Source organism: Sphingomonas palmae, assembly GCF_900109565.1.
Classification (GTDB): domain Bacteria; phylum Pseudomonadota; class Alphaproteobacteria; order Sphingomonadales; family Sphingomonadaceae; genus Sphingomonas; species Sphingomonas palmae.
The window spans coordinates 313,209-338,948 of the sequence record NZ_FNZZ01000002.1 but is presented as its reverse complement, the minus strand read 5'-3'; the positions used below and the strand labels follow the sequence as shown (position 1 = coordinate 338,948).

Below are 25,740 nucleotides of genomic sequence, written 5' to 3'. Positions count from 1 at the left end.
CGTTGGGCGAGTTGGGGCGCATGATGATCGAGGGTCGGGGGCGACGCATGAACAGATTGTGGTTGGGTACGGGAAGCGCGGTCGGCGCGATGATGTTGGTGGCAGGCATTGCGCCCGCGACCGCGCAGTCGAACGTCGAGGGACGCGTCGGCCGGCTGGAGAGCGAGATGCGCGCGGTGCAGCGCAAGGTGTTCCCGAACGGCAATGCCGCGATGGTCGAGCCGCAGATCTCGCCCGAAACGAGCGCGGCGGTGCCCGCGGGGACTCCGGCGACCAGTCCGGTTACCGACCTCAACAACCGCGTCGTCGCGCTGGAGCAGCAGATGGCGACGATGACGGGGCAGATCGAGCAGACGCAATATCGCCTGCGCCAGATCGAGGATCAGTTCGCCGCCTATAAGAAGGCGACCGACGCGAAGCTCGCGGGGCAGGGCGCCGGCGCGCCGCGCGACGTCGATGCGGCGGGGGTGACGGTGCCCTCGGCCCCGCGCGCGGCGGCGGCAGAGGCGGCGAGCGGCAAGCCGGTCGCGCGCGGCGGCGGCGTGCTGACCCCGCCCGACGACGCTGCCCCGGCGCGCGCGGCTGCTGCCAGCGGGATCGAGAAGCCCAGCACCGGCGACGCGGGCGAGGACGCCTACGTCTACGGTTACCGCCTGTACGCCGCGGGCAAGTATCCCGAGGCCGAGGCGCAGCTGAAGCAGGTGGTCGCGACCTACCCCAAGCACCGCCGCGCCAGCTACGCGCAAAATTTGCTCGGCCGCAGCTACCTCGACGAAGGCAAGCCGAGCCTGGCGTCGATCGCTTTTTACGACAATTATAAGAAGTTCCCCGAAGGCGAGCGCGCGCCCGATAGCCTCTATTATCTCGGACAGTCGCTGACCAAGCTCAACAAGCCCGCGGACGCATGCAAGGTCTACGGCGAGCTGACCGACGTTTACGGCGACAAGATCTCCGCCAGTATGAAGGCCGATATCGCTAAGGCGCGTGTTACCGCCAAGTGCAAGTAACCTCGCGCTGACCTGTTCGCGCGCGATTGATCCCGCGGCGGTCGCGCGCTTCGCGGACGATCTCGGGCGGACGTTCACGCCGGACGCGCCGCTGCTGGTCGCGGTATCGGGCGGACCCGACAGCGTCGCGCTGCTGCTGCTGGCGCACCGCGTGCTCGGGGACGGCTGCGTCGCGGCGACGGTCGATCATGGTCTGCGCGCGGAAGCGGCTGTTGAGGCGCGGTGGGTCGCCGATCTGTGCGCGGGCATCGGCGTACGGCACGCGGTGTTGACGGGTGCGCTGCCGACGCGCGCCGCTGGCACGCGCAACGTGTCGGCGCGGGCGCGGGCGCTGCGCTACGCGTTGCTGCGCGCGCACGCGGGCGAGGTCGGAGCGGCGGCGATTGCGACCGCGCACCACGCCGACGATCAGGTCGAGACGATCGCCATGCGCCTGAATCGCGGTGCCGGGCTGTCGGGGCTCGCCGGGGTGCGGGCCGGGAACGGAGACGTGATCCGGCCGCTGCTCGGCTGGCGGCGCGACGAGCTGGCAGCGATCGTGGCGGCGTGCAGCATTACGCCGGTCGACGATCCGAGCAACCGTGATGCGCGTTTTGACCGGGCGCGGGTGCGTGCGGCACTGGCAGGCGCGGGCTGGATCAATGCAGCGGCATGGTCGCGAAGCGCCTCGGCGCTCGCGGACGCGGACGAAGCGCTCGACTGGATGACGCAGCGCATGTGGGAAGAACGGTGCTCCGAGGCGGACGGCGAAGTCGTCATGGCTGCGGCGGGACTGCCGTTCGATCTGCGGCGTCGGCTGGTCGCGCGCTGTGTGCTGACGATCGATCCGGCCGGTGACCCTCGCGGATCGGCGGTGGCGCGGGGCGTTGCAGCGCTGGACCGCGGCGCGACGGTGACGCTGGGCGAGGTGCTGTGCCGGCCATTGCGCGACCCGCGCGACGGACCGGTCTGGCGCTTCGTCCGGGCGCGGCCGCGTCGATCATCGTGAACGGTCTTGTTCCATTGCCATTAACCCCGGCGCGCCTACATATTCGCGGACGAAAGGCTCCCGAATGAACGACAACGACAAGCAGTCTGGCAACGGTGACGGCGGCGGCAATCCCGGTGGCCCGAACCCGTGGATGAAAAGCCTGCTGATCTGGGTAGGCATCCTGTTGGCGCTCGCGGTCGTCGTGACGATGTTCGACGGACGCACCAGCGGCGCGCAGGGCAACACGGTTGCTTATTCCACCTTCCTCGACAAGGTCGACGAGGGCACGGTGAAGACGGTTAACGTGTCGCGCGACATGATCACCGGCACCTTCTCGTCCGGCGACAAGTTCCGCACCTATCCGGTACAGGACAGCGGGTTGATCGAACGGCTGCGCAAGGCTGGCGTCGAGGTCGCGGGCAAGCCTGAGGAGGGCCCGTCGATCTGGATGGTTCTGCTCTACCAGTCGCTGCCGTTCCTGCTGTTCCTTGGTATCGCCTTCTTTGTCGTGCGCCAGATGCAGAAGGGTGGCGGCGCGGGCGGCGCGATGGGCTTTGGCAAGAGCCGCGCCAAGATGCTGACCGAGAAGCACGGCAAGGTGACGTTCGACGACGTCGCCGGCATCGACGAGGCGCGCGCCGAGCTGACTGAGATCGTCGAGTTCCTGAAGGACCCGACCAAGTTCGCGCGGCTGGGCGGCAAGATTCCGAAGGGCGCGCTGCTGGTCGGCTCGCCCGGTACCGGCAAGACGCTGCTCGCCCGCGCGATCGCGGGCGAGGCGGGCGTGCCGTTCTTCACCATCTCGGGCTCGGATTTCGTCGAGATGTTCGTCGGCGTTGGCGCCAGCCGCGTGCGCGACATGTTCGAGCAGGCGAAGAAGTCGGCGCCGTGCATCGTCTTCATCGACGAGATTGACGCGGTTGGTCGTCACCGTGGTGCAGGGTTGGGCAACGGCAATGACGAGCGCGAGCAGACGCTCAACCAGCTGCTGGTTGAGATGGACGGGTTCGAGGCGAACGAGGGGATCATCATCGTCGCGGCGACCAACCGTCCCGACGTGCTCGACCCCGCGCTGCTGCGTCCCGGCCGCTTCGACCGCCAGGTCGTGGTGCCGCGTCCCGACATCGACGGTCGCGTCAAGATCCTCGAAGTGCACATGAAGAAGGTGCCGCTGGCGCCCGACGTCGACGCACGCGTGATCGCGCGCGGCACCCCGGGCTTCTCGGGCGCGGACCTCGCCAACCTCGTCAACGAGGCGGCGCTGATGGCGGCGCGCAAGGGCAAGCGGCTGGTCGCATCGGCCGAGTTCGAGGAGGCCAAGGACAAGGTCATGATGGGCGCCGAGCGTCGCAGCATGGTGATGACCGATGATGAAAAGCGGATGACCGCGTATCACGAAGCGGGTCACGCCGTCGTCGCGATGCACGAGCCCGCGTCCGATCCGATCCACAAGGCGACGATCATCCCGCGTGGCCGTGCCCTGGGCATGGTGATGCGCCTGCCCGAGCGCGACAGCTACAGCTATCACCGCGACAAAATGTACGCGAACCTTGCCGTCGCGATGGGCGGACGCGTCGCCGAGGAGATCATCTTCGGTTACGACAAGGTGTCGTCGGGTGCGTCGGGCGACATCCAGTACGCGACGGGTCTGGCGCGCGACATGGTTACGAAATGGGGCATGTCGGACAAGGTCGGGCCGGTCGAGTACGCGCAGCCCGAGGGCGAGAGCTTCCTGGGTTACTCCTCGTCGCAGCCGGTGCGGATGTCGAATTCGACCGCGCAGCTGATCGACGACGAGATCAAGGGCATCGTCGAGGGCGGTCTATCGCGCGCGAAGCAGGTGCTGAGCGATCACATCGATCAGCTTCACTCGCTCGCGGGTGCGCTGCTCGAGTATGAGACGCTCAATGGCGAAGAGATCAAGCGATTGATCGCGGGCGAGGACATCGGCCGCAGCGAGCCGGGTGCGAAGACGGTGGTGGTGCCGAGTGCGGGTACCTCGATTCCGAAGACCAAGCGGCCGAGCGGTCCGTTCGGCAGCCCGTCACCCGCGGGGGCTTGACACGCCGTCGTACGTGAAACAGCAAAGGGCCGCGGAGGGGACACCTTCCGCGGCCTTTTCGTTTGGTTCGTTCCGTCCAGGTACACGCCCGACCGGTCATGATCAGCCCGATCGAAGGACGGTGGAAAGCAGGCTGAACCTGTCATCATCGGTAGATTCGCCCGAGATGCGGGTGGCCTGAAAGAAGAGCCGAAAAGCCGTCGCTGCGCAGATCGCGCAGAGATCCTAAGCCTGGTGAGCGACCAATCCTCGGCCGCGAAGGGCCGCAAACTTCACAACGCTGATGGAGTAGAGGCTGAGAGAATGCCGCCGATCGCGGCAGCGCTACAGCGGGCGTTGAACAGCGCAAACGTAGGCGATCGCGACTGATCGACCAAATGGCGTCCTCCCGCCTATGTGAGCGGGAGGAGCATGACGTCAGCGGCAGCGCTTCTTCGCGGTGATCGTGCGGTCGATCGCGCGGCCGCCGAGCGCACCTGCCGCGCCACCGGCGACGGTGCCGAGCAGACCGCCGCCGACGGCGTTGCCGAGTACCGCGCCGCCGACGCCGCCCGCGATCAGGCCGGTCGTACCGCTCGAGTAGCGGCAGCGACGCGCGCCGCGGTAGCGGCGGTGCTTGTAGCTCTTGCCATGATATTCGCGCGCCTCGGCCTTGTGCGTCGGTGCGACGACGGCGGCAGTCGGCACCGCGAGCCCGGCGGCCGCTAGCGTGAGCAGGAATTTACGCATGGTACAATTCTCCCTGGGTGAATGGTGCATCGTCGGTGGGTTCCGTAACGCAAACACCCGCCACAGGTTGCGCGATCAGTCGGCGAGCCCGAGGTAGAGCAGACCGGTCAGGAACAACGGCACGATCGCCCAGCAGATGAAGGTTGCCAGAACCAGCGTCCGCACCAGCGCGCCGCCGCGGCTGAGCGAATAGGCACCTTTCAGTTGCTTGTAGATGTGTACCATTGCGGCGGCGAGCGCGACGATCACCACCGACGACGATGCACCCGCCGTTATCAACAGTGCGGTCACGATCGTCAGCAGCGACATGAATGTGAGCGAGTAGGTCGCGAACACCGCGTGATCGTAGAAGCCGAAGCGCCGGCTGAACGGGAATAGCAGCCACAGGAAGGGGAGCGACAGGGGGATCAGCGCCCAGCTGTATTTGTAGCCGCTGCTCTTCAGCTTGTAGAGCAGCAGCTTCGGGTTCTCCTTGGCGTGTTCGACCATCGCGCCGAACCAGTCGCTTTTGTCGCCGACATGCGTCGTTTCGCGCGGAAGCACACGCTGCGCGGTCTGGAGTCCGGAGAGTTTGTCCTGCGCTTCCACGATCTGGCGTTCCATGTGCGCAACAGTGGCGGGGTTGCTGCCCGGTGTGCGCTTGATGGTGTCGAGCGCGGAACGCAAACCGACCAGCTCCTCGCGCGTGGCCTGCTGCTCGGCGGTGACGCGACCCTGCACCTCGCTCAGCCCCGCGCCTGGTTTGAGCAAAGCGCTGTCGCCGAGGTGGAACATCGGCAGCTGCGCCAGGATCGCGAACAGCAGGAAGACCGAGAACAGGAACAGCGCGATCGGCGAGACGAAGCGCGCGCGCTCGCCCGCGACGTAGCGGCGCGTCAGTGCGCCGGGGTGAAGCACGAGCATCGGCAGCGTGCGCCACGCCTTGCCCTCGAAGTGGAACACGCCGTGGAGTATGTCGTGAAAGAAGGCGCCGGCGGTGCGGTGGACGTGGCCGGCCTGTCCGCAGCGATGGCAGTGTGCGTCGATCAGCGCGGTGCCGCAGTTGAGGCATAGGCCGTGCTCGAACTCACCCGCCGCCACGTGCCCGCCTGCGCGCGGCTCGACCGCGTGCGCGATCACGCCGCCGGTCATCACGTCCGCTGCCATCTCACCAACCATGTCGAAGCCCCCGCTTGTCGGCAGCGATGCTAGCCGCAAACGGCGGGGGCTCAAGTCCTCAATAGCGCGACAGTTCGACCGGCAGCGCGCGGTAGCCGTGGACGAAGCAGGCGGCGACGCGCGCGGGTTCGCCGACGACGTTCACGCGCATCCGCCTTGCCGCCATCTCCTCCAGCAGGATCGACACCTGCAGCTCGGCCAGCCGCGCGCCGACGCAGCGGTGGATGCCGTGGCCGAAGGCGAGGTGACGACGCGCGTTGGCGCGGTCGACCTGGAAGTCGTCGGCATTGTCGCCGAACACGCTCTCGTCGCGGTTGGCGGAAATGTACCACATGACGACCTTGTCTCCGGCCGCGATTCTTTGTCCGGCGAGTTCGGTGTCGCCGGTCGCCGTGCGCGCCATGTGCGCGAGCGGGGTCTGCCAGCGGATGATCTCGCTGGTGGTGTTGGCGATCAGGCCGGTGTCCGCCTCGAGTTTTGCGCGCTGGCCGGGAAATTGGTCGAGCGCGTAGACGAGGCCGCTCATCGTGTTGCGCGTGGTGTCGTTGCCGCCGACGATCAGCAGGATCAGGTTTCCCATGAACTCGTGCGCGTCCATGTGGCTCATCGCGTCCGAGTGGATCATCATGCTGATCAGGTCGGGGGTAGGCTCCGCATTGAGCTTGGCGTTCCACAGGCCCTGGAAATAGGCGCCCATCTCGTAGATCTTGGCCAGCCGCTGCTCGCGCAACGCATCGTTCTTGATGATCTCGATATCGCCCGCCCAGTCGGACCATTCGGTCAGCTTGCGCCGATCGGCCCAGGGGAAGTCGAACAGGATCGCGAGCATCTGCGTCGTCAGTTCGATCGAGACGCGGTCAACCCAGTCGAACGTCTCGCCATAGGGGAGTGCGTCGAGGATCTCGGCGGTGCGGCGGCGGATGTCGGCGGTCATCCGCACCATCTCGCTCGGCGTGAAGGCGGGGGCGACGGTGCGGCGCTGTCCGGTGTGGACGGGACGATCGCGGCCGATGAACATCGGCATGCGCACCTCGCTGCCCTCGGGTGCGAACGGCGCGATGGTGAAGCCGCCGATTTCGGACGAATAGAGGTCGGGGAGCGATTCGACCTCGACGATCGGCTTGTAGGTCGACACCGACCAATAGGGCCCGAACTCGGAATGCTCGACCTTGTGGACCGGCGCCTCGGCGCGCAGGCGGCGGAACGGCTCAGCCCAAGTATCGTCACGGTAGAGCTCAGGCCGGCTGACGTCGAACGGGTCGACCGCGGGGGCAGCGTCTCGCGCAAGCGTCGCCATCTTCTCTCTCCTATTTGGTTGCGAGAAGAAACCTAACTGACATTGCTGTCAACAGTGTTGCGATCAGCCGCGCGCGAAAAGCCGTTTCCACGCCGGCTTGCTGCTGGCGGACTGGAGCACCCCGCGCCGGAACAGCCGCGCGCCCACGGTGATGAAGATCGACACCCACATGAGCTGCCACGCGAGCGCCGCGGCGTGCGGCCACAGCTCGGGTCGGTTGGCGGCATGCCCCGCCATTGCGAAGGGAGAGGAGAGCGGGAACAACTCGGCCAGCGTCGCGATCCACGTCCCCGGGCGCGACGCGGCGGCGCTGGAGAGCGCGAACATGCCAACCTGTACGACGGTGATCGGCAGCGAGAGCATCTGAATCTCGCGCATCGTCGATGCCTGAGCGCCAACGCCCAAAAACACCGCGCCGAGCAGCAGATAGGCGGTGGTAAAATAGGCGACGAACAGCAGCGCGAACCAGCCGAGCCCTACCGCCGGCACGAGCTGTGCCGCCTGCGAAGCGAGATCGGCCGGGAGGAACTGCCCCACCTGGGTGATGATCGTGCCCCAGAAGGCGACGAACAGCACCGCGACACCGAACATGCCGAGCAGCTTGCCGAGGAACACCGATTCAAGCGGCACCGCGGCGGCGAGCACCTCGATCACCTTGTTGTTGCGCTCCTCCGCCATCGTGCCGACGACCTGCCCCGACAGGAACAGCGTCAGGAAGAAGATGCCGAACACGGCGAAGAACGCGGCGGTCTTCTGTCCGCCCTGCGACGGGGTAGAGACGCTGACTCGCTCGATCACGGGGGTCGACAACCGCGCCTCGCCGGTCGCGTGGCGGCGCAGCGCCACGTCGGCGACGGCGGCGAGGTAGCGCGCGTCGCGGCGATTGCCCGCGGCGTAAAAGATCGCGGGGCGGTCGAGCGGCCCCTGCATCACCGCGGACACGTCGAAGTCGCGCCGTTGCAGCTGCCCGCGCGGGTCAACCGGATCGGCGACGACAACGATCGCAGGGGGGCGCGCGTCGCGAGGAAAGGTGGCGCGTAACTGCTCGTCCGCCGCGCGCACCAGCCGTGCCTCGTCGAGCGGCATGACGAGCACCATGCGCTGCTTGTCGGACGAACCATCGGCCGCGTTCGCGGCGCCCAGCCCGCCGATCGCACCGAACGAACTCATGATCAGCGGCGCGAACAGGAACAGCAGGAAGATCGGCGTGAATACGGTCGCGATGAAGTCGCGTCGCGCGATCGTCAGCGTCTGGCGGAGCTGGCGTTGGAAGCGAGTCATCGTGCGGTCTCCACGGCCTGCGCGCCGACGATGTGGACGAAGGCCTCGTGCAGGGCAGGCCGCTCGATCGACAGCCCTGAGATGCCGTGACCGGCGTCGATCAGCTGCTTCAAGGTGCGCTCTATTCCGTCCGGGGGCAGCGTGAAGCGCCAGCCCTCGCCGTCGCGGGTCGCGTCGTCGGGGAGCGTGGCAGCGATGTCGGCGCCGGGATGATTGGGCACATAATGGACCTGCTGCGGCAGCAGCGCGCGTGCGTCCTCGACCGTGCCCTCGAAGCGGCGCTTGCCACCCGCGATCACCGCGAGCCGGTCGCACAGGCGCTGCGCGTGCGACATGATGTGGGTCGAGAACAGGATCGTCGCGCCGCGATCGCGCTCGGCGACGATCAGGCGCTCCAGCCGCTCCTGGTTGACGGGATCGAGCCCGGAGAAGGGTTCGTCGAGCACGAGCACGTCGGGCTGGTGGACGACGGAGCCGAGCAGCTGGACGAGCTGCGCCATGCCCTTCGACAGCTTGCGGATCTTCTCGTCGGCGGCATGGCCGAGCCCGGCGGCCTCCAGCATCTCGCTGGCGCGCGTGCGCCCTAGGCGCCAGTCGAGCCCGCGCAATGCGCCCATGAACGCGATCGCCTCGCGCGCCTTCATCGCCGGGTAGAGCCCGCGCTCCTCGGGCAAATAGCCGACGTGATCGCTCGCGTCCTGCGGCTGCGCGCGGCCGAGCAGCGTGCGCTCGCCCTCGTCGGGTTCGATGATGCCGAGCAGCATCCGGAGCGTCGTGGTCTTGCCCGCGCCATTGGGGCCGAGCACGCCGTAGATCGCACCCGCCGGAACCGCCAGATCGACGCCGTCGACGACGCGGCGCTCGCCGAAGCGCTTGACCAATCCCTCGGCGGTGACCGCCCAATCCCCTGCCACGCCATCGCCCCCGTCGTTCGCCGGTCGTGGTAGCGCGGCGTTGCGTGGCCCGGAAGCGTTACTTGCCGTCCTCGCGGGTGCGATTACTTGCCGCCCTCGCGTCTCGACAGCGCCGCGATGCAGCTGGCGCGGTCGATCGGGCTGCCGTCGCGCTGGCGCGCGTCGACCCAGGTGACGCGCGGGTCGCCGCTGCCTTTTGGGTAGAGGTAGGCGTCGAGGACGCAGATCGCGCTCTCGAACTGGAGCTTGCGCGCGGTGCCTTCGCGTACGTCGGCGTCGGGATCGCCGAAAAGTCGGACGAGCCCGGCGGCGTCCTGTCCCATCACCGGCAGATTGGCCTGCGACGGCGCGCTGCTGAGCGCGGGTGGCGGTGTGACGCCGGTCGGTCCGCAGGCGGCGAGGGCGGCGAAGGGAGCGAGCGGGAGCAAGCGGCGGATCATGGTCGCGTCCTGTGGAACAGATGGGTCGCCATCGCCGCGCCGAGCACGGGGGCAAGCAGATTGACCACCGGAACCACGAACAACCCCGTGCCCGCAAGCCCCAGCACGAAGCGTTTGGCCGCATTCGCCTTGCGCCAGTCGCGCACCGCCGCACGCGACAGATGCCGGCTCGCCACCATGTCCGACAGGTCGCGTCCGAGCAGCCACGCGTTGACCACGAAGAACGCGGCCGCGGTGCCAACGCCAGTGACCAGCAGCGCAAGGTACACCGGCGTCATGAGGAGGTTGACGAGGAGGAACCGCACCGCGGAGCCCAGACCCATCTGCATGGAGCGATGAAGCGGGACTGCACGAGCGCTCGCCAATGCTTCGGGATAATGCTTGCGCTCGACCGCGGCGACGACGTCGTCGGCGAACACGCCTACGACCAGCACCGCGACGGCGCGGAACAGCAGCCACAGCGCCAGCAGCGTCGCGACGCTCGCCGCCGCACCCGCGAGCGCCCCGTGATAGCGCCATTCCGCCAGCGCCGCGTCGAGCCCCCACCAGATCGCCGCGCCGAGCGCCGCGAAGATCGCGAGCGTCAGCGCCAGCGACTTGGCCAGCACGCGCCGGATCGCAGGGTCGCCGAGTTGGCCGAGCGAGAGCAGCAGCGCGCGGAACATGGGTGCGAGGATCGCTGCCTGCGGTGTATGCGTCAATGGTTGCGGCGTGCCGGCCGCTTGGCTACCGCGAGCGCCATCCGCGCCGGCCGATATGCCCGCGCCCCTGTTGGAGCACCCTTTTGACCGAACCCCGTTACGATGTTGTCGCGATCGGCAACGCCATCGTCGACGTCCTCTCGCCCGCCGACGACGCCTTCGTCGCCGAGAACGGCATGACCAAGGGCGCGATGGCGCTGATGTTCTCGCCCGAGGAGGCCGACGCGCTCTACGCCAAGATGGGGCCGGGGCAGGAAGTATCGGGCGGTTCGGCCGCGAACACGATCGCGGGGATGGCGGCGCTGGGCAGCGAGTGCGCCTTCATCGGGCAGGTCGCCGACGACCAGTTGGGCGAGGTGTTCGCGCACGACATCCACGCCGCGGGCATTCGCTTCGACGTGTCGGCGCGTGCGGGGCAGCCGACCACCGGGCGCTGCCTGATCTTCGTGACGCCAGACGGGCAGCGGACGATGAACACGTTCCTGGGCGCGTCGCACTACCTGCCGGCGGAGTCGATCGACGCCACGCTGATCGAGGATGCGCGCTACCTCTACCTCGAGGGTTACCTGTGGGACCCGGAGGAGCCGCGCGCGGCGATGCGCGCCGCCATCGACATCGCGCGCAAGGCCGGGCGCAAGGTCGCGTTCACGCTGTCGGCGGAGTTCGTGATCGATCGCCACCGCGACGCGTTCCAGGAACTGATCGACCAGGGGCTGATCGACGTGCTGTTCGCCAACGAGGCGGAGATCGTGTTCCTGACGCAGGCGGCGGACGTCGACTCGGCGATCGCGGCGGTCGCGCCCAAGGTGCCGCTGGTCGTCGTGACGCTGAGCGAGCGCGGCGCGCTGGCGCAGGCGGGAACCGAGCGCGTGACGGTGCCGGCTCAGCCCATTGACGCGGTGGTCGACACGACCGGGGCGGGCGACCTGTTCGCCGCCGGTTTCCTGCACGGCCAGGCGCGTGGGCAAACGCTGGAGCAGTCGTTGACGCTCGGCGCGGTATGCGCGGCCGAGGTCATCAGCCATTTCGGCGCGCGTCCGATCGCGGACCTGAAGGAGCTGGCGCAGAAGGCGCTCTGACCGGAGTAATCCCGTGACGGCGCTGCCGATCCACGCCGTTCTGCCCGACCTGCTCGCGGCGCTGCGCGCGCGGTCATCGGCGGTCTTGGTGGCGCCGCCGGGGGCGGGCAAGACGACGGCGGTCGCGCCCGCGCTGCTAGCCGAGGATTGGTGCACGGGCGAGGTGCTGGTCACCTCCCCGCGTCGGCTGGCCGCGCGCGCGGCGGCGGAGCGGATGGCGGCGCTGGCCGACGAAGCGGTCGGGCGCACCTTCGGCTACGCGACGCGGCTCGACAGCAAGCGGTCGGCGGCGACGCGCGTGACGGTCGTGACCGAAGGCATATTGACTGCGCGGTTGCAAACCGATCCCGAACTGTCGGGCGTATCGGCGATCCTCTTCGACGAGGTGCACGAACGCAGCCTCGACGGTGATTTCGGACTGGCGCTGGCGCTCGACGCGCAAGCCGGGTTGCGGCCGGACCTGCGCGTGGTGGCGATGTCGGCGACGCTCGATGGCGCGCGCTTCGCCGCGCTGATGGACAAGGCGGCGGTGATCGAGAGCGCGGGGCGGAGCTACCCGCTGACGCTGCGCCACGTCGGACGCGCGGGCGAGCAGCGAATTGAGCAGGCGATGGCCGGGGCGATCCGGCAGGCGCTGGCGGAGGAAGAGGGCGGGGTGCTCGCGTTCCTGCCGGGCGTCGCGGAGATCGAGCGGACCGCGACGGCGCTCGGCGATTTGCCCGGCTTCACCCTCCACCGGTTGCACGGCAGCCTCGACCCGGCGGCGCAGCGCGCTGCCATTCGCGCCGAGCCGGATGGTGCACGCAAGCTGGTGCTCGCGACATCGATCGCGGAGACGAGCCTGACGCTCGACGGCATCCGCGTGGTGGTCGATTCCGGGCTCGCGCGGCGCCCGCGCTACGACCGCGCGGCGGGGATGACGCGGCTGGTGACCGAGCGCGAGAGCCAGGCGGCGGCGACGCAGCGCGCCGGCCGTGCGGCGCGGCAGGGGCCGGGCGTCGCGTACCGGCTGTGGGAAGAGGCGGCGACCGCGGGGATGCCGCGCTTCGATCCGCCCGAGATCCTGGAGGCGGACCTGTCGGCGCTGCTGCTCGCCACCGCGATCTGGGGCGTCGCCGACCCGCGCGAGCTGCGCTGGATCGACCCGCCGCCCGAGGCTGCGATCGCCGAGGCACGTGCGCGGTTGACGACGCTCGGCGCGCTGGGTGAGGACGGGCGCCCGACGCCGCACGGCCGGCGGATCGCGGCGATGCCGATGGCGCCGCGGCTCGCGCACATGCTGCTCGCCGCGCCCGATAAGCGATTGGCGGCCGAGATCGCGGTGCTGTTGCAGGAGCGCGGGCTGGGCGGCCCCGACGCCGATCTGGAGGTGCGACTACGACGCTGGCGCGGCGAGCGTGGGCATAAGTCGGAGGGCGCGCGCAAGCTCGCGGCGCGCTGGGCGACCTCAGCCGGACGCGCGGAGGGCGCCGTTGAACAGGAGGCGAGTATCGGCGCGACGCTGGCGCTCGGCTTTCCCGATCGCGTCTCGCGCCGCCGCGATGCTAGCGGGGAGCGCTGGGCATCGGTCGGCGGGCGCGGGTTCCGGCTCGACGCGACCGCCTCGCTCGCGCGCGCGGAATGGCTCGCGGTCGCGGAAACGCAGGGGAGTGCGGCGGGCGCCCGCATCCTGTCGGCGGCGGCGTTGACGCTCGCCGAGGTCGAGGCGCTGTTCGCCGACCGGATCGAGACGGTACGCAGCGCGACCTTCGACCCCGACACTGGGACGGTGCAGCCGGTGCGTGAGCGGCGGCTCGGGGCGATCCGGCTGTCGTCGGGACCGGATACGCGCGCCGATCCACAAGCGATCGCCGCCGCGCTGGTCGAGGGCGTGCGCGCGCATGGTGTCGCGCTGCTGCCGTGGGGCGAGGGGGCGATCGCGCTTCGGCAGCGTGCAGCGTTCGCGAGGGTCGCGCTCGACGATGAGATGTTGACCGAGCGGCTGGACGAATGGTTGCCAGCGCTGGTCGAGGGGCGGCGGCGATTGGACGCGATCCCGCCGGGTGCGCTCACCGACGCGTTGCGGAACCTGATCGGCTGGGACGCGCAGCGCCAGATCGACCGGCTCGCGCCGCCTGAGTTCACCACACCGGCGGGCAGCACGCACGCGATCGACTATGCCGCTGAAGCCGGCCCGACCGTCACGCTGCGGGTGCAGTCGCTGTTCGGGCTGGCCGAGCACCCGGTCGTCGGTGAGGCCTGCGTGCCGCTGGTGCTGTCGCTCACCTCGCCCGCGGGGCGCCCGATCCAGACGACGCGCGATCTGCCCGGTTTCTGGCGCGGATCGTGGGTGGCGGTGGCGAAGGAGATGCGCGGGCGTTATCCCAAGCATCCCTGGCCCGACGATCCGGCCGCAGCGACCGCGACGCTCAGGACCAAAAAGGCGGATGCGCGGAACGCCGGCGCGCGCTAGAGCATCTGGCAACATACGAGACCGGTTCGAGAGTTTTGCTAATGGCCAACGCCCGCATCTATCAGCGCCCGAAGAACGCCATGCAGTCGGGTCGGTTCGCGACCGATCACTGGGTGCTGGAGTTCGAGCCGACCGAGCCCAAGCGTGCCGACCCGCTGACCGGATGGGCCGGCAGCGGCGACGTGCGCGATCAGGTGAAGCTGAGCTTTCCGTCGTGCGACGCCGCGGTCGCCTACGCCGAGGATCAGGGGCTCGCCTATACGGTGATCCCGACACCGACCAAGAAGCTCAAGCTGCAGAGCTACGCCGACAATTTCCGGTGACGCTGTCCGCGACGCCCTGGCCCAGACTGGCGCCGGGCGAGCGGATCGTGTGGCAGGGTGCGCCCGCGCGCGGGTTGCGGCTGACGCGGCGGGACCTGATGCTGGTGCCGTTCAGCATGGTCTGGCTCGGCTTCGTCATCTTCTGGAACATCGGCGTGGGTCATAGCGACGGTGCACCGTTGCCGTTCCGACTGTTCGGCCTCCTCTTCCTGCTGATCGGGCTGTTTTTCTTTGTCGGACGCTTCTTCGTCGACGCTTGGCTACGCGGCCGGACGCGGTATGTCCTGACCGGGCGACGCGCGGCGATCGAGCGCGCGGAGCCGTTCGGCGTGCGCACGATCGTCGACCTGCACGCGGTCGGCGACGTACATGTGACGACCGAGCTGGGCGCTCGTGGGACGATCCGCTTCGGTGCTGCTACCCCGCTGTTCGGCTTCGGCCGGTCGGGCGTCAGCTACTGGGTGCCGTCGCTGGATCCTATCCCGCAGTTCCTGCTGCTGGAGGACGCCGATCGCGTGTTCGAGATGGTGTTGGTCGCGCGCGAGTAGAGCCCGTCGCTACAGCAACGCCTCGCCGAGTAGCAGCAGCATCTTGACGTCGATCGCGACGCCGGCCGTGCGTTTTGCGGCAACGAAGGCGGGCAGGTCGGCACGCGGGACCAGGATGACCTCGATATTTTCCTGCGCGTCGCCGCCGCCGTCGCCGACCTTCTCCACGTCGTGTGCGCGCACCAGCGTGAAGCCTTCGCTGGTCATGCCGGGGGAGGCGTAGAAGAAGCCGAGTTCCTCGATGCGTCCGGCGCGGTAGCCGGTTTCTTCCTCCAGCTCGCGCGCGGCGGCGCTCGCCACATCTTCGCTTTGCGCGTCGTCGCCGACGAGGCCCGCGGGTAGTTCGAGGCTGCGGCGGCCGAGCGGCACGCGGTATTGCTCGACCAGGATCACTTCGCCCGCAGGAGTCTCGGCGTAGATTACCGCCGCCTCGATCCCGCCGCGGCGGCCGACATATTCCCACCGTCCGCGGCGCACCGCGCGGATGAAGCGGCCTTCCCACATTACCTCGACGGGTTTGTCGGCATCCTCGACGCTCATAGCTCGATCATCCGGTCGGGTAGTTCGTTGGGATTGTCGTCGGTCTTGGGCAGCACCTCGGCCAGCACGACGCCGATCGCGGTGACTGCGCTGGCGAGCCCTTCGGCGGTGCGGCCCGCGCGGATCGCGGACACGAGCGTCGCCATCGCCTTGCCCCAGCGCTCTGGCGCGACGCGGGCGTGGACGGCGGCGTCGGCGACGATCTCGGCACGGTGTTCTACAAGCGAGAGATAGAGCAGCACGCCCTCGTGCCCGGCGGTGCGACGTTCGGTGCCGACGCGGAATGCTTTCAGCGCGCGACGACGAACACGGCGTGCCTTGGTCGCCGAAGGAGTGAGCGCGAGCCGGAGCGGGCGATAGGCGAGCAGCAGCCGAACAAGAAGGAACGCGACTGCCTGCGCGATCAGCAGCGTGAACAACATGCCGTGGATGCTCGGCTCATGCTCCCAGCCATTGTCGAACGGGGTGAGCCAGTCGGGCTTGATCGCACCGAGTGCGGTGACCGCGAGGACGGCGGCGAGCGCGTAGTGGAGTGCGACGTCGTGATAGGCGTCGGACTGCTGCGCGACGATCGTCACGATTTCGCCGTCGGTGGTCGCCTCCGCTGCGGTGACTGCGGCGGCGATCGCGTCGCGCTCGCTGTCGGAAAAGGTCGCCATTACCATCCCCCGCTCGCGCCGCCGCCGCCGAACGATCCGCCGCCGCCACCGAAGCCGCCACCGCCGCCGCCAAAGCCACCGAACCCACCGCCGCTGCCGCCGCCACCGCCCCAGCCGCCGCCCATGCCCGGGCCCCAGATCACGACCGGCGGCACGAAGCCGCCGCTGCGACGACGCCGGCCACCGCCGCCGTCACCACTGCCATGATCGTCGTCGTCATCGTCGTCAAAGCGCCGGCCGCCCGCGCGGCGGAAGATCAGCGGCACGACAAAGAACAGCACCACCATGATCCAGAAAACCGCGATCAGGCCGCCGCGGTCGCTGCCGCTGGCTTGCGAACGCTTGGCGCCCGCCGCTTTGGCACGCTGCTCCGCGGCTTCGAGCGGCAGTTTCAGCTGCTCCGCAATCGCGTTCGCGCCAGCGACGATGCCGCCGGCCATGTCGCCGTCGCGGAAACGCGGCAGAATCGTCTGGTTGATGATGACGCTGGACAGCGCGTCGGTAACGATCGGCTCCAGCCCGTAACCGACCTCGATCCTGACCTTGCGCTCCCTGGGCGCGACCAGCAGGATCACGCCGTTGTTCGCGTCCTTCTGGCCCAGACCCCAGGCGCGACCCAAGCGGTAGCCGTAATCCTCAATTGGGTAGCCTTGCAGGTCGGGGATCGTCGCCACCACCAGCTGCCGCGTCGAGGCTTGTTCGACACTCGCGCTCAGCTGCGTCAGCTGCTGCACCTGTTCGGGCGAGAGCAGGTGCGCATCATCGACGACGCGGCCGGTCAGCTTGGGAAACGTCTGCGCCGCCGCCGGCAGCGCGAACGCGACCAGCAGCAGCGCGAGGATCGAGCGGATCAGCCGCGACACGGGAGGCAAGGTCACGTTTGGCGGCTCAGGCGCCGAAGTTCACCGTCGGCGCGGTCTGCGCATTGGGCGTGGTCGCCTGGAACGGCACCATCGGCTTCGCACCGTAGAAAATCTTGGCGCCGACCGCGTCGGGGAAGGTGCGGATGCGCGTATTGTAATCCTGTACCGCCGAATTGTAGTCGCGCCGCGCGATCGCAATGCGGTTCTCCGTGCCCTCGAGCTGCGATTGCAGCGCCATGAAATTGGCGTTGCTCTTCAGGTCCGGGTAGGCTTCCTGCAACGGACGCAGCTGGGTCAGCGCGACGCTCAGGCCATTCTGCGCGTTGGCATATTGCTGCACCTTGGCGGGATCCTTCAGGTCGTCGGCCGACAGCTGCACACGTCCGGCGTTCGCGCGGGCCTCGGTCACGCGGGTGAGCACGTCCGATTCCTGCTTGGCATAACCCTTCACCGTCGAGACGAGGTTGGGAATCAGGTCGGCGCGGCGCTGATACTGGTTCTGGACGTCGGCCCATCGCGTCTTCGCGGTCTCCTCCGCGGTCGGAACGCTGTTGAGCCCGCACGCGGCGAGCGGAAGCGCCATCAGCGCGGCGGCAACGGCACGGTTGGTCATCGTCTCGGCTCACTCCCTAGGTCTGTGTCAGCCATATAGGACACGTGAAGGCGCGCGCGAAGGGCAAACGGTGAGGTACGTAAAATGAAACGGGCCGGAGGATCGCTCCCCCGGCCCATTCTTAAGTGGTGCTGTTCCGATCAGTGGACGCCGGTCAGGTCGCCGTCGAGGTCGGGATTGACGACGCGGCCTTGGCCCAGGTGGCTCGTCTTGCGGCTGTAGGCGTAATAGACGGCGAGGCCGATCGCGCCCCAGACGAAGAACACCAGCATCGCCTGCCACGGCAGGTTGACGAACAGGAAGATACACCCCGCAATCGTCAGCGGCCCGACCAGCCAGAGCGCGGGCGTGCGGAACGAGCGCTTGGCGTTCGGCTGCTGGCGGCGCAGCAGCATCACGTTGATCGCGACCATCATGAATGCGTAGAGCGTACCCGCATTGGCCCAATCGGCGAGCTGACCGACCGGCAGGAAGGCGGCGGCGATCGCGACCGCGATGCCGGTCAGCGCGGTCACGATATATGGCGTCTTCCACTTCGGGTGCACGCGGCTGAGCGCCTCGGGCAGCAGGCCGTCGCGGCTCATCACGAAGAAGATGCGTGTCTGACCGAACAGCAGGATGAGGATGACCGAGGGTAGCGCGATGTTCGCCGCGATGCCGAGCAGGTTGCCGATCTTGCCGAAGCCGACCACGCGCAGCACGTGCGCCAGCGCCTCGTTCGAGCAGACGAGCGCGTCACGGTACTGCGGCAGCGCGCACTGGCGCGCGAGTTCGGGCGACCCCGCCTCGAGCGGCATGCCGGTCAGCGCGTTCATCACCGGCTGTCCGCCGATCGCGCCGATCGCGCCTGCCGACACGACGATGTAGAAGATGGTGCAGATCAGCAGCGACCCGATCAGACCGATGGGCACGTTGCGCTGCGGGTTCTTGGTTTCCTCCGCCGCAGTCGAGACCGCATCGAAGCCGACATAGGCGAAGAAGATCGTCGCCGCCGCGCCGACCGCACCGACGCCGGTGCCGAGCCCGCCGAACACGCCCGCGGGCAGGAACGGGCTGTAGTTGGCGGTATCGATCTTGGGCAGGGTGAGTGTGCAGAAGATCACCAGCGCGACGACCTTGATCGCGACCAGGATCGCGTTGACCTTCGCGCTCTCCGACGTGCCTACCATCAGCAGCCAGGTCATCAGCAGCGAGATGAAGACGGCGGGCAGATTGACGAAGCCGCCGGGCGCGCCACCCAGCGCCAGCGGACCCGCGCTCGCCCAAGCGGGCAGGTGGATGCCGAGGAATTGCTGCAGGATCGTGCCGTTGAAATAGCCCGACCAGCTGACCGCCACCGCGCTCGCCGCGACCGCATATTCGAGGATCAGCGCCCAGCCGACCGTCCACGCGATCGTCTCGCCGATGGTGGTGTAGCTATAAGTATAGGCGCTGCCCGCGACCGGGATCATCGCCGCGATCTCGGCGTAGCAGAGTGCGGCGACGATGCAGATCGCGCCCGCGATCGCGAAGGCGAGCATCAGGCCGGGTCCTGCCTTCTGCGCGCCGACCGCGGTCAGCACGAAGATGCCGCCGCCGATGACGCATCCGATGCCGAACAGCATCAGCTGGAACCAGCCGAGCGAGCGGTGGAGCGACTTCTCCTCCGCGGTCGCCAGGATGGCGTCCAATGGTTTCATGCGTTCGAAAAACATCAAGAAAATGCCCCCTCCCGGCGGGTATGCGAAAGCGGGGAGCCTAGCGACCTCTCCCGCGGTGACAAGTAGGCCCGATGACAAGCAAGGCCGAGTTAGTAGCCGTTGTTACTAGCTTCGGCTGTCGTTCGATACCAGCATCGGTCCGAGCGCGCGACCGGCGAGGATGTGGACGTGGAGGTGCGGCACCTCGGCGTGCGCGTCGCCGCCGATGTTGGCGATCAGGCGATAGCCGCCGGCGACCAGCCCGGCGTCACGCGCGACGCGGCCGATCGCGCGGGTGAAGCCGGCGATCTCCGCATCCGATGCGCGTTCGCTGAAATCGTCCCAGCTGACGTAGGCCCCACGCGGGATCGCGAGCAGGTGGGTCGGCGCCCAGGGTGCGATGTCACGGAACACGACCGCGTAATCGTCCTCGTACACGCGCGTCGAGGGGATCTCGTCACGCAGCAGGCGCGCGAAGATGTTGTTGTCGTCGTAGGGTTGGGTGGCGTCGACGGTCATGCTTGCGGCTCCGGGATCAGGGACGAAAGGAGAGGGGGAGTCCGGCCGGGGTGCGCGCGGCTTTTTCGTCGAGTCCGCCTAGTCCCTCGCGCTTGGCAAGCTCCATCCGCACGTCGCCGAGGCTCAGCCCGGCGTCGGCGAGCAGCACGAGCAGGTGGTAGATGAGGTCGGCGGCCTCGGGCACGATCGCGTGCGGGTTGTCCCCCATCGCGGCGATGATCGTCTCGGTCGCTTCCTCGCCCAGTTTCTGCGCGATCCGCGCGCGGCCCTTGTGGAACAAGGAGGCGGTGTAGGAGGCGCCCGCGTCGGCGCCCTTTCGTTCAGCGATCGTCGCCTGAAGGCGATCGAGGATGTCGTCGGCCATGTCGCGCGGGGTGCCCCCGCCCGCGACGCGGGTCAATCCTTAGCGGCGACGCTCCCGATCAATCCTTGCGGGTTGCGGCGCGGCGTCTCAGCGCACGACGCGTGAGCCACACCGCGATGACCGCGAAGACGAACAGCGCCACGTCCGACAACTCGGGTGCGGTACGCGGGCGCGGGTGCCCGTCGTGTCCGCTCGCCGCGACGAGCAGGGGGGCGAGCAGGAGAGCAAGCAGGCGCGGGTTCATCGTCTTGGCCCTAGCAGACGATTATCACCGAAAGGTTGGCGTCAGTGCGTGCGCACCGGAACGCCCGCGGCTGCGAGTGCCGCGTGCGCGTCGGCGATCGTCGCCTCGCCGAAGTGGAAGATCGAGGCGGCGAGCACCGCGGATGCGTGGCCCTGCGTCACGCCGGCGACGAGGTCGCCCAGCGTACCGACGCCGCCCGAGGCGACGACGGGCACGCTCGTGCGGTCGGCGATCGCGCGGACTAGCTCGAGGTCGTAGCCGCCGCGCGTGCCGTCGCGGTCCATCGAGGTGACGAGCAGCTCGCCCGCACCCAGTTCGGCGAGGCGGAGCGCGTGCGCGACAGCGTCGATGCCGGTCGCGCGGCGCCCGCCGTGCGTGAACACCTCCCAGCCGTTCTCGACGCGGCGCGCGTCGATGCTGGCAACGCAACATTGCGCGCCGAAGCGCTCGGCGATGTCGGCGACCACCTCGGGCCGCGACACGGCGGCGGAATTGACCGCGACCTTGTCCGCGCCCGCCAGCAGCAGCGCGCGCGCGTCCTCCGCGGTGCGCACCCCGCCGCCGACGGTCAGCGGCATGAAGCAGACAGCGGCGGTGCGACGGACCACGTCGAGGATCGTGCCCCGCGCCTCGTGACTGGCGGTGATGTCTAGGAAACAGAGCTCGTCGGCGCCTGCCTTGTCATAGGCGCGCGCCTGCTGGACCGGATCGCCCGCATCGATCAGATCGACGAAGTTGACGCCCTTCACGACGCGCCCGTTCGCCACGTCGAGGCACGGGATGACGCGCGCGCGGACGGTCATGCGGCGGATGCGACCGACAGCGCGGCGGCGAGGTCCAGCCGCCCATCGTAGAGCGCGCGGCCGGTGATGACGCCTTCGACGCCGTCGCCCGCGTGGAGCGCGAGGACGTGGATGTCGGCGATCCCCTTCACCCCGCCGCTCGCGATCACCGGGATGTCGACGCTGCGCGCGAGGTCGACCGTCGCTTCGACGTTGCAGCCCTTGAGCATCCCGTCGCGACCGACGTCGGTGAAGAGCACGGCGGCGACGCCCGCGTCCTCGAAGCGGCGCGCTAGGTCGGTCGCCGAAACGGTCGAGACGTCGGCCCAGCCCTTGGTCGCGACCATGCCGTCCTTGGCGTCGACCGCGACGACGATGCCGCCGGGGAAGTCGCGCGCCATGTCGCGGACGAAGTCGGGATTCTCGAGCGCGGCGGTGCCGATCACGACGCGCGCGACGCCGAGGTCGAACCAGGCGGCGACCGCCTCGGGCGTTCGGATGCCGCCACCTAGCTGTACGTGACCTGGGAAGGTCGTCACGATCTGGCGTACCGCATCGCCGTTGACGCTCTCTCCTGCGAACGCGCCGTCGAGGTCGACGACGTGGAGGTGGCCCGCGCCGGCGTCGGCGAACTTGGCAGCCTGCGCCGCGGGGTCGTCGCCGTAGACGGTGGCGCGTGCCATGTCGCCTTCGGCGAGGCGGACGACCTGACCGGCCTTCAGGTCGATGGCGGGGAAGACAATCAGACTCATGGACGCCACTTCAGGAAACGGTCGAGGAGGGCGAGGCCGTAGCGCTGGCTCTTCTCGGGGTGGAATTGCACGCCGACCATGTTGTCGCGCGCAACGGCGGCGGTCACGGCGCCGGCGTGATCGGTGGTGGCGATCACATCGGAATCGTCGCCCTGGAACGCGAAGCTGTGAAGGAAATAGGCCTCGCCCGGCGCGATCAACGGGTGCGCGCGCGTCGGCACCACGTCGTTCCAGCCCATGTGCGGCACCTTCGCATCAGTGCCCGCGGCGTCGATCAGCCGCACGCGCCCGCTGACCCAGCCGAGCCCGGCGTGCGTGCCCAGTTCCTCGCCCGCTTCCGCCATCAGCTGCATCCCGACGCAGATGCCGAGGAATGGTGCGCCCTCACGCCGGACGCGCTGTTCCAGCGCCTCGACCATGCCGGGCACGCCGCGCAACGCGGTCGCGCAGGCGCCGAACGCGCCGACGCCGGGCAGGACGATTCGGTCGGCGCGCGCGACCGTGTCGGCGTCGGCGGTGACCGTCAGGTCGGTGCAGCCCGCTGCCCGAAGCGCGTTCTCGACCGAGTGGAGGTTGCCCGCGCCGTAGTCGATCAGCGCGAGCGTCACGGTTGCACGCTCACAACACACCCTTGGTCGATGGGATCGCGTCGGCCTTACGAGGGTCGATTTCGGTCGCGGTGCGCAGCGCGCGTGCGAGGCCCTTGAAAGCGCTCTCGGCGATATGGTGGTTGTTGTGGCCGTGGAGCAATTCGACGTGGAGCGTAATGCCGGCGGTCTGGGCGAACGAGTGGAAGAAATGCTCGAACAATTCGGTGTCCATCGTGCCGAGCGTCGCCTGCCCGAACGGTGCGCGCCACACCAGCCACGGACGCCCCGAGATGTCGAGCGACACGCGCGTCAGCACCTCGTCCATCGGCGACAGCGCGTCGCCGTAGCGGCGGATGCCGCGCTTGTCGCCGAGCGCCTGCGCGACCGCGGCACCGAGTGCCAGCGCGGTATCCTCGACCGTGTGGTGCGCGTCGATGTGGAGATCGCCCGTCGTCTTCACGTCCAGGTCGATCAGCGAGTGACGCGAGAGTTGTTCGAGCATGTGGTCGAAGAAGCCAACGCCGGTGGCGACATGGTAGACGCCGGTGCCGTCGAGGTTGACGGTAACCTCGATGCTGGTCTCGCTGGTCGAGCGCTTGATGGTCGCGGTCCGCATGGAGGCTCCCTTAGCGCCGCCGCCGCGCCAGGCAAGTTCGCGGCTGCCGCGCACTCTTGACCGGGCCAGCCACGGCGCTACCCATGCGCCGCGATGAGCGAGATGCCCGACAGCCTGATACCGTACGACGAGATCGTCCAGGAAGCCCTGCGTGCGGTGGTGGGCCGCGTGCTCAACACCGTGGCGGAAACGGGCGGGCTGCCCGGCGAGCACCATTTCTACATCACGTTCAAGACGCAGGCGCCCGGCGTCGACATTCCGCAGCGACTAATCGAGCGTTTTCCCGACGAGATGACGATCGTGCTGCAGAACCGGTTCTGGGACCTGCTGGTCGACGAGCAGAAATTCTCGGTCGGGCTGTCGTTCAACCAGGTGCCGTCGAAGCTGGTGATCCCCTATTCGGCGATTACGGGGTTTCACGATCCCGCAGTCAATTTCGAGCTGCGTTTCCAGGCGCAGGAAGGGCCGGGCGACGGTCCGGGCGGGCACGATCCGGCGGAGAATGACGGAACGCCGACCGCAGAGCAGCAGGACGGCAGCAACGTCGTCGCGGTGGATTTCAAGCGCAAGAAGTGAGGCGGCTCACGCGCGGTTGATCCGCGGGCGCGTGCAACGACTTGCGTGCCCGCGCGCTTGATCGTGCATGGCCGACACACGCACCGAAACCGATTCGATCGGACCGATCGAGGTCCCCGCCGACGCTTACTGGGGCGCGCAGACCGAGCGCAGCCTGGAGAACTTTCCGTTCGGCGCGCGCGAGCGGATGCCGATCGAGATCGTCCGCGCGCTGGCTTTCGTCAAACTGGCCGCGGCGCGCGTCAACAAGCGCCACGGGTTGGAGGCGGACAAGGCCGACGCGATCGAGGCGGCGGCGCGCGAGGTGATCGACGGTCGCCTGGATGACCAGTTCCCGCTCGTCATCTGGCAGACGGGGTCGGGCACGCAGTCGAACATGAACGTCAACGAGGTAATCGCCGGACGCGCCAACGAGGCGCTTGGCGGCACGCGTGGCGGCAAGACACCCGTTCACCCCAACGACGACGTCAACCGCGGGCAGTCGTCGAACGACAGCTTCCCGACCGCGCTGCACGTTGCGGCCTCGATCAAGGCGGCGGCGGAGCTGCTGCCCGCATTGACCAGCCTGCACGACGCAATCGACGCGAAGGCGCGCGAATGGGACGATCTGGTCAAGATCGGGCGCACGCATTTGCAGGACGCGACGCCGCTGACGTTGGGGCAGGAATTCTCGGGCTACGCCGCGCAGCTGTCCGCGTGCCGCGCGCGGATCGACGCGGCGCTGATCGACGTCAACAAGCTGGCGCAGGGCGGCACCGCGGTCGGTACGGGCCTGAACGCACCGCCCAAGTTCGACCGCGACGTGGCGACCGAGATCGCGGCGCTGACCGGCATACGCTTCGTCCCCGCGGACAACAAGTTCGAGGCGCTGGCGAGCAACGACGCGCTGGTGCAGCTGTCGGGAGCGCTCAACACGCTGGCGGTCGCCTTGACCAAGATCGCCAACGATATCCGCCTACTCGCGTCGGGTCCGCGTTCGGGCCTGGCCGAAATCGATCTGCCCGCGAACGAGCCCGGCAGCTCGATCATGCCGGGCAAGGTCAACCCGACGCAGTGCGAGATGCTGACGATGGTCGCCGCGCAGGTGACGGGGAACCACGTCGCGGTGACGGTCGGGGGCATGCAGGGGCATCTCGAGCTCAACGTGTTCAAGCCGTTGATCGGCAGCAACGTGCTCCGATCGATGGACCTGCTGGCAACCGGCATGCGTGCGTTCGAAGAGCGCTGCGTCACCGGCATCGTGCCAAACGAGGTGCGGATCGCGGAGCTGCTCGACCGCTCGCTGATGCTCGTCACCGCGCTCGCGCCCGAGATCGGGTATGACAATGCCGCCAAGATCGCCAAGCACGCGCACGCCGAGGGGCTGACGCTGCGCGAGGCGGGACTGGCGCTCGGGCTGGTCGATGCCGAGACGTTCGACCGCGTCGTGCGCCCGGAATCGATGATCGGGCGCTGAGATCGGCACGAAGTAGGTCCGCGCCGGAACCGCGGCTCGCCTCCGCTCATTACCCCGGCAAAGGAGATCATTTCATGGGTGCAACAACCATCGGAGCACTGATCGGCGGCGCGATCGACGGCATGTCGGGCGACGACAGCGCCGCGGACGGCGCGCTGATCGGCGCGGTCACCGCAAACGTGTTGAAAGTGGTTCTGCCGATCGCGGTTACCTACGCGATCGGGTGGGGCGTGTTGAAAGGCGTCGCGGTGCTGAGCGACCGGATCAAGGAGGCTGTGTGATGTTGAGGACGATACTGGGTGCGCTGGTCGGCCGCGAAGTGAGCCAGAGCAATCGCGGTGGCGGTGTGAAGGGCGCAGTGATCGGCGGGCTGCTGACGCGCGGGCTTTCGCGCATGGGGCCGCTCGGCATGGCGGCGAGCGCGGCGTACCTGGGCAAGAAGGCTTACGACCGCCACAAGGCGTCGCGCGCCGGCGTACCGCCGCGCGTGTGACCTTCTGGACCTGACGGGTTGAAGCATCCTCCC

At 68.6% G+C, this 25,740-nt stretch carries 30 protein-coding genes; 11 read left to right on the top strand and 19 right to left on the bottom strand.

Annotation, left to right across the window (positions count from 1 at the left end):
* Positions 1-47 precede the first annotated feature (47 nt).
* From BMW51_RS06160 to ftsH, 3 genes are all read left to right on the top strand, one after another.
* Complete coding sequence (locus BMW51_RS06160; RefSeq protein ID WP_245708305.1) at positions 48-1,007, top strand: tetratricopeptide repeat protein; 960 nt, start codon at positions 48-50, stop codon at positions 1,005-1,007.
* The gene (gene tilS, locus BMW51_RS06155) at positions 985-1,995 is read left to right on the top strand and encodes a tRNA lysidine(34) synthetase TilS (RefSeq protein WP_245708304.1); all 1,011 of its coding nucleotides are present in this window, start codon (positions 985-987) and stop codon (positions 1,993-1,995) included. Before BMW51_RS06160 ends, tilS begins: the two co-directional genes overlap by 23 nt.
* 64 nt (positions 1,996-2,059) lie before the next feature.
* Positions 2,060-4,039 (top strand): ATP-dependent zinc metalloprotease FtsH, encoded by a 1,980-nt coding sequence (gene ftsH / locus BMW51_RS06150; protein ID WP_093004442.1) that lies wholly within the window; start codon positions 2,060-2,062, stop codon positions 4,037-4,039.
* Between the two features lie 417 nt (positions 4,040-4,456).
* On the opposite strand, the gene BMW51_RS06145 is transcribed toward ftsH, so the two are convergent.
* From BMW51_RS06145 to BMW51_RS06115, 7 genes are all read right to left on the bottom strand, one after another.
* The gene (locus BMW51_RS06145; protein ID WP_093004440.1) at positions 4,457-4,768 is read right to left on the bottom strand and encodes a hypothetical protein; all 312 of its coding nucleotides are present in this window, start codon (positions 4,766-4,768) and stop codon (positions 4,457-4,459) included.
* Positions 4,769-4,843: 75 nt separating this feature from the next.
* On the bottom strand, positions 4,844-5,914 hold the full coding sequence (locus tag BMW51_RS06140) for a DUF3667 domain-containing protein (protein ID WP_245708303.1): 1,071 nt from the start codon (positions 5,912-5,914) through the stop codon (positions 4,844-4,846).
* A 70-nt stretch (positions 5,915-5,984) separates the two neighbouring features.
* The gene (locus BMW51_RS06135) at positions 5,985-7,223 is read right to left on the bottom strand and encodes a cytochrome P450 (protein ID WP_093004436.1); all 1,239 of its coding nucleotides are present in this window, start codon (positions 7,221-7,223) and stop codon (positions 5,985-5,987) included.
* A gap of 63 nt (positions 7,224-7,286) precedes the next feature.
* Positions 7,287-8,504 (bottom strand): ABC transporter permease, encoded by a 1,218-nt coding sequence (locus tag BMW51_RS06130; protein WP_093004434.1) that lies wholly within the window; start codon positions 8,502-8,504, stop codon positions 7,287-7,289.
* The gene (locus BMW51_RS06125) at positions 8,501-9,418 is read right to left on the bottom strand and encodes an ABC transporter ATP-binding protein (protein ID WP_093004432.1); all 918 of its coding nucleotides are present in this window, start codon (positions 9,416-9,418) and stop codon (positions 8,501-8,503) included. The genes BMW51_RS06130 and BMW51_RS06125 overlap by 4 nt, the downstream gene beginning before the upstream one ends.
* An 83-nt stretch (positions 9,419-9,501) precedes the next feature.
* Positions 9,502-9,858 (bottom strand): hypothetical protein, encoded by a 357-nt coding sequence (locus tag BMW51_RS06120; RefSeq protein WP_093004430.1) that lies wholly within the window; start codon positions 9,856-9,858, stop codon positions 9,502-9,504.
* A complete protein-coding gene (locus BMW51_RS06115; RefSeq protein ID WP_093004428.1) occupies positions 9,855-10,523 on the bottom strand; it encodes an EI24 domain-containing protein in 669 nt (222 codons plus the stop codon). The genes BMW51_RS06120 and BMW51_RS06115 overlap by 4 nt, the downstream gene beginning before the upstream one ends.
* A gap of 119 nt (positions 10,524-10,642) precedes the next feature.
* On the opposite strand from BMW51_RS06115, the gene BMW51_RS06110 reads away from it, so the two are divergent.
* The 4 genes from BMW51_RS06110 to BMW51_RS06095 are packed head-to-tail and all read left to right on the top strand — an operon-like array spanning position 10,643 to position 14,961.
* Positions 10,643-11,638 carry an adenosine kinase gene (locus BMW51_RS06110; RefSeq protein ID WP_093004426.1) on the top strand — a complete coding sequence of 332 codons (996 nt, stop codon included), beginning with the start codon at positions 10,643-10,645 and terminating at the stop codon, positions 11,636-11,638.
* Between the two features lie 13 nt (positions 11,639-11,651).
* The gene (gene hrpB, locus BMW51_RS06105; RefSeq protein WP_093004424.1) at positions 11,652-14,090 is read left to right on the top strand and encodes an ATP-dependent helicase HrpB; all 2,439 of its coding nucleotides are present in this window, start codon (positions 11,652-11,654) and stop codon (positions 14,088-14,090) included.
* Between the two features lie 41 nt (positions 14,091-14,131).
* Positions 14,132-14,413: an ETC complex I subunit gene (locus BMW51_RS06100; protein ID WP_093004422.1), complete on the top strand. Its 282-nt coding sequence runs from the start codon at positions 14,132-14,134 to the stop codon at positions 14,411-14,413.
* A complete protein-coding gene (locus BMW51_RS06095; protein ID WP_093004420.1) occupies positions 14,410-14,961 on the top strand; it encodes a hypothetical protein in 552 nt (183 codons plus the stop codon). The genes BMW51_RS06100 and BMW51_RS06095 overlap by 4 nt, the downstream gene beginning before the upstream one ends.
* A gap of 9 nt (positions 14,962-14,970) precedes the next feature.
* Here BMW51_RS06095 and BMW51_RS06090 read toward each other — a convergent pair whose 3' ends face one another.
* From BMW51_RS06090 to hisB, 12 genes are all read right to left on the bottom strand, one after another.
* Entirely contained in the window at positions 14,971-15,501 is a 531-nt protein-coding gene (locus BMW51_RS06090; protein ID WP_093004418.1) for an NUDIX hydrolase, read from the bottom strand.
* On the bottom strand, positions 15,498-16,160 hold the full coding sequence (locus tag BMW51_RS06085; protein ID WP_093004416.1) for a TPM domain-containing protein: 663 nt from the start codon (positions 16,158-16,160) through the stop codon (positions 15,498-15,500). The genes BMW51_RS06090 and BMW51_RS06085 overlap by 4 nt, the downstream gene beginning before the upstream one ends.
* Positions 16,160-17,014, bottom strand: a complete 855-nt coding sequence (locus BMW51_RS06080; RefSeq protein WP_093005088.1) for a TPM domain-containing protein — start codon at positions 17,012-17,014, stop codon at positions 16,160-16,162. Before BMW51_RS06080 ends, BMW51_RS06085 begins: the two co-directional genes overlap by 1 nt.
* 34 nt (positions 17,015-17,048) lie before the next feature.
* Positions 17,049-17,636 (bottom strand): LemA family protein, encoded by a 588-nt coding sequence (locus BMW51_RS06075; RefSeq protein ID WP_093004414.1) that lies wholly within the window; start codon positions 17,634-17,636, stop codon positions 17,049-17,051.
* A gap of 140 nt (positions 17,637-17,776) precedes the next feature.
* Entirely contained in the window at positions 17,777-19,330 is a 1,554-nt protein-coding gene (locus BMW51_RS06070) for an amino acid permease (RefSeq protein WP_093004412.1), read from the bottom strand.
* Between the two features lie 111 nt (positions 19,331-19,441).
* Positions 19,442-19,834 carry an HIT domain-containing protein gene (locus BMW51_RS06065; protein WP_093004410.1) on the bottom strand — a complete coding sequence of 131 codons (393 nt, stop codon included), beginning with the start codon at positions 19,832-19,834 and terminating at the stop codon, positions 19,442-19,444.
* Positions 19,835-19,850: 16 nt separating this feature from the next.
* Entirely contained in the window at positions 19,851-20,198 is a 348-nt protein-coding gene (locus BMW51_RS06060; RefSeq protein WP_093004408.1) for a phosphoribosyl-ATP diphosphatase, read from the bottom strand.
* Between the two features lie 58 nt (positions 20,199-20,256).
* Positions 20,257-20,442: a hypothetical protein gene (locus tag BMW51_RS06055; protein WP_093004406.1), complete on the bottom strand. Its 186-nt coding sequence runs from the start codon at positions 20,440-20,442 to the stop codon at positions 20,257-20,259.
* 41 nt (positions 20,443-20,483) lie between these two features.
* A complete protein-coding gene (gene hisF / locus BMW51_RS06050) occupies positions 20,484-21,245 on the bottom strand; it encodes an imidazole glycerol phosphate synthase subunit HisF (protein WP_093004404.1) in 762 nt (253 codons plus the stop codon).
* A complete protein-coding gene (hisA, locus tag BMW51_RS06045; protein ID WP_093005086.1) occupies positions 21,242-21,976 on the bottom strand; it encodes a 1-(5-phosphoribosyl)-5-[(5-phosphoribosylamino)methylideneamino]imidazole-4-carboxamide isomerase in 735 nt (244 codons plus the stop codon). Before hisA ends, hisF begins: the two co-directional genes overlap by 4 nt.
* Positions 21,973-22,584, bottom strand: coding sequence for an imidazole glycerol phosphate synthase subunit HisH (gene hisH / locus BMW51_RS06040; RefSeq protein ID WP_093004402.1), 612 nt, complete (start codon positions 22,582-22,584; stop codon positions 21,973-21,975). The genes hisA and hisH overlap by 4 nt, the downstream gene beginning before the upstream one ends.
* A gap of 10 nt (positions 22,585-22,594) precedes the next feature.
* The gene (hisB, locus tag BMW51_RS06035) at positions 22,595-23,182 is read right to left on the bottom strand and encodes an imidazoleglycerol-phosphate dehydratase HisB (RefSeq protein ID WP_093004400.1); all 588 of its coding nucleotides are present in this window, start codon (positions 23,180-23,182) and stop codon (positions 22,595-22,597) included.
* Between the two features lie 93 nt (positions 23,183-23,275).
* Here hisB and BMW51_RS06030 point away from each other — a divergent pair, with 93 nt between their 5' ends.
* The 4 genes from BMW51_RS06030 to BMW51_RS06015 all read left to right on the top strand — a co-directional run bounded on the left by BMW51_RS06030 (position 23,276) and on the right by BMW51_RS06015 (position 25,707).
* Positions 23,276-23,758, top strand: a complete 483-nt coding sequence (locus tag BMW51_RS06030; protein ID WP_093004398.1) for an SspB family protein — start codon at positions 23,276-23,278, stop codon at positions 23,756-23,758.
* Positions 23,759-23,825: 67 nt separating this feature from the next.
* Positions 23,826-25,214: a class II fumarate hydratase gene (gene fumC / locus BMW51_RS06025; RefSeq protein ID WP_093004396.1), complete on the top strand. Its 1,389-nt coding sequence runs from the start codon at positions 23,826-23,828 to the stop codon at positions 25,212-25,214.
* 74 nt (positions 25,215-25,288) lie between these two features.
* Entirely contained in the window at positions 25,289-25,495 is a 207-nt protein-coding gene (locus BMW51_RS06020; protein WP_093004394.1) for a hypothetical protein, read from the top strand.
* Positions 25,495-25,707, top strand: coding sequence for a hypothetical protein (locus BMW51_RS06015; protein WP_093004392.1), 213 nt, complete (start codon positions 25,495-25,497; stop codon positions 25,705-25,707). The genes BMW51_RS06020 and BMW51_RS06015 overlap by 1 nt, the downstream gene beginning before the upstream one ends.
* Positions 25,708-25,740: the final 33 nt, after the last annotated feature.